3 protein-coding genes are annotated in these 3,394 nt (G+C 41.5%); all 3 read left to right on the forward strand.

Annotated elements, in window-relative coordinates; all coding sequences use genetic code 11:
* A partial coding sequence (locus HP439_RS18335; RefSeq protein ID WP_172391777.1) for an alpha/beta hydrolase family protein occupies positions 1 to 1,050 on the forward strand: 1,050 nt, incomplete at its 5' end.
* A complete protein-coding gene (locus tag HP439_RS18340; protein WP_172391778.1) occupies positions 1,050 to 1,940 on the forward strand; it encodes a sugar phosphate isomerase/epimerase family protein in 891 nt (296 codons plus the stop codon). The genes HP439_RS18335 and HP439_RS18340, both read left to right, overlap by 1 nt.
* The coding region (locus HP439_RS18345) for a glycoside hydrolase family 28 protein (RefSeq protein WP_172391779.1) at positions 1,937 to 3,394 on the forward strand (1,458 nt) is incomplete at its 3' end. The genes HP439_RS18340 and HP439_RS18345, both read left to right, overlap by 4 nt.

Consider the following 3,394-nt stretch of genomic DNA (forward strand, 5'->3'; position numbering starts at 1 on the left):
CTCTCGACAAAGTATCATAATAAATCCGGTTGGCAAGTACGTAAAGAATCACTACGAAACGAGTTGTTAGGTGCACTCAAGCTTTCGCCGTTACCTGAACGTCCTTCTTCAGATATTATTTTGACAAAAAAACGGTCATATACTGGGTATACTGTAGAAAATTTTGCACTTGAAATTCTACCCGGAGTTTATGTAAATGGTTCTATTTATAAGCCTAAAAAACTACGTGGAAAGGCGCCGTTGATGCTGAGTCCAGATGGACATTGGGGTGGGCATCGCTATCGTGAGGATGCACAAATTCGTACGGCAATGCTCGCCAGAATGGGGGTTATCGCGGTAAGTTATGATCTTTTCGCGTGGGGAGAATCTCTATTGCAATTTAAATCTGAGGATCATCGAAAGAGTTTGTCGATAACTATGCAAACTTTAGGAGCACTTCGCATTTTAGATTATATGTTGTCTCAGAAGGCTGTAGACAACAAACGCGTGGGTATTTGTGGAGGCTCAGGCGGAGGCAGCCATTCAGTATTGATGAGCGCGATCGATAAGCGTATTACCATGAGTATTCCGGTTGTGTCGCTATCGTCGTATTTCTACGGTGGCTGTCCATGCGAGAGCGGCATGCCCATTCATGCCGTGGCAGGAGGCACGAACAATGTAGAGCTGGCAGCGATAGCGGCTCCGAATCCGCAGCTTGTTATTTCAGACGGTAAGGATTGGACCGCGCACATGCCTGAACATGACTTTCCTTATTTACAGAAGATATATGGATACTACGGAGACTCTGCAAATATAGAGAATGTACACCTTCCAGATGATGGACATGATTTCGGATATAGCAAACGTAAGCCGGTGTACGATTTCGTAATAAAACATTTCGGTATTTCTGACGGCGGGTTAAAAAAAACAGACGGAAATTACGATGAATCGGAATGTACAATAGAGGAAGAAGAAATGCTTTACACTTTTGGCAAAAAGGGCGAACTTCTACCTAAAAATGCAATAATTGGATACGAAAACCTAGAAAAAATTTTTCAAAATAAATTGTAATGGATAAGCGAAGACGTGATTTTATTGTGGGGTCCCTCCTGTTAGGAGCTTCTGCACTCTTGCCAAAGACATTAACTGCAGGGTCGGCGAAGAAACAACGATACAAGGTGGCTGTAATAGATTTAATGATCTTGAAGAGACAAAAGTTAAGTGCTTTTGATTTAGCGAAAGAAATTAAAGCGGATGGCCTGGAACTGGATATGGGCGGGCTTGGCAATCGCGATACTTTTGATAGTAAGCTAGCCTCTTTGGATCAACGGCAAGAATTTCTAAAAAAATCTAAGGAAACCGGTGTGGAGATTTGTTCAATCGCGATGACCGGTTTTTATGCGCAATCTTTTGCTGAACGCCCTACATATAAACAGATGGTGGGTGACTGCTTAGATACGTGTCGTAAAATGGATGTGAAGATAGCTTTTCTTCCCCTCGGTATAACAGGCGATTTAGTTGAACATCCCGAACTTCGTCCAGCAATAGTAGAACGCTTGAAAGTCGTTGGAGATATGGCAAAGAAAGCAGGTGTAGTGGTTGGAATTGAAACCGCGCTGGATGCTCAGGGTGAACTCGAATTACTAAACGACATTGGTTCTAAAAATATTCAAATATATTTTAATTTTTCCAATCCGCTTAAACAGGGACGTGATTTAATCAAAGAACTAAAAATACTTGGGCGCAAACATATTTGTCAAATTCATTGTACCGATGAGGATGGGGTATGGCTAGAAAATAATACGCGTTTAAATATGCCTTTAGTAAAAGAAACCCTAGACCAGATGAGGTGGTCAGGGTGGCTGGTCATCGAAAGATCGCGCGATGCCAACCTATCTCCTCGTATGGTGAAAGAAAACTTTGGTGCAAATACGCGATTTATGAAGGAGATTTTTCAATGAGCAAATTTTTAATCTGTAAACTAGTCGTACTTCTAATTCTTGTGCAATCCTGCAGAACGGTGCCTTTAGAGCAGCAGCTGGATAATTCTTTACCTACTGTGGGACAGGTGGGAGCAAAAAATCTTCCTGTGGATTTAGCGCCCATAAAATCACCTTATTTTAAGCATAATTTTACACGCCCAGAATTCCCCAATCGCACCGATAGTGTTGTTCCGGGCGAAGGTATTCAAGATAAAATCGATGCACTAGCAGCACAAGGTGGTGGTGTTTTAATTTTAAAAAACGGGCATCACCTTTCTGGTCGTATCGAGCTTAAATCAAATATTCATCTGTTATTACAAGACAACGCGCTTTTAGAATTTAAAAGTGGAATTGAAGATTTTTTACCGGTTGTTTTTACACGAAATGAGGGTGTTGAGTTATTTAGTTTAGGTGCTTGTATTTATGCAAATGGTGCAGAAAATATAGCAATTACGGGGCACGGAAAAATTCTTGGTCCAGATAAGGGTAGCATCCGAGAAAGGATAATGACACATGATGTGATTGAAAATATTGTAGATAGCAAAACACCCGTGGAGGATCGTATTTATGATGGAAAAACCACTGATTTTATCTTTCCACCAGCGTTGATCGCGCCGATAAATTGTAATGGGTTATGGATCGAAGGTGTTTCACTTGAACGATCGGCATTTTGGAATGTAGTACCTACCTATTGCGAGGATGTGGTCATTCGAGGAATTAGTATTCAATCTGTCGGAATTCAACGTGGAGATGGAATCGATATCGAGTCTTCAAGAAATGTACTTGTTGAGTACTGTACGTTAAACACGGGAGACGATTGTATTGCTATTAAGGCTGGACGTGGTTACGATGGCTTACGGGTCAATCGGCCTAGTGAAAACATAGTTGTTCGCTATTGTTTGACCGAGCAAGGTCACGGTGGGTTTACTATCGGCAGCGAAACAGCGGGTTTGGCTAAAAATATTTATGTTCACGACTGTGTTTTTACCGGAACAGACGTCGGATTACGTTTTAAAACACGACGACCTCGTGGAGGTGGAGGTGAGAATATCCTTTTTGAAAATATTCGCATGGCTGTTGAAAAGACAGCCCTCAGTTGGGATATGCTGGGACAGGCGCAGCATGTCGGGAATCAGGCCAGCCGTGATTTCGTCATGAAACCTAATGCATTAACACCTCGTTTTTCTAAAATCACGTTCAAGAATATTTATATAGAACGTTCCAGAGAATGTATAAAAGTGGAAGGTATCCCAGAGTCTCCACTAGAAGGTGTAACCTTAAACCGAATATACGCGAAAGGCAAGCAATTTCTCTCGATTCAAGACGCAAAGGATTTTTCAATTAGCAATAGTGTTTTTACATGCCAGGACATCTCTTTAGATACCACTAATGTAGTCAGTTTAAAACAGGACAACGTGAAATTGTTAGCGAAG

Source organism: Sphingobacterium shayense (genome assembly GCF_013179575.1).
GTDB lineage: Bacteria > Bacteroidota > Bacteroidia > Sphingobacteriales > Sphingobacteriaceae > Sphingobacterium > Sphingobacterium shayense.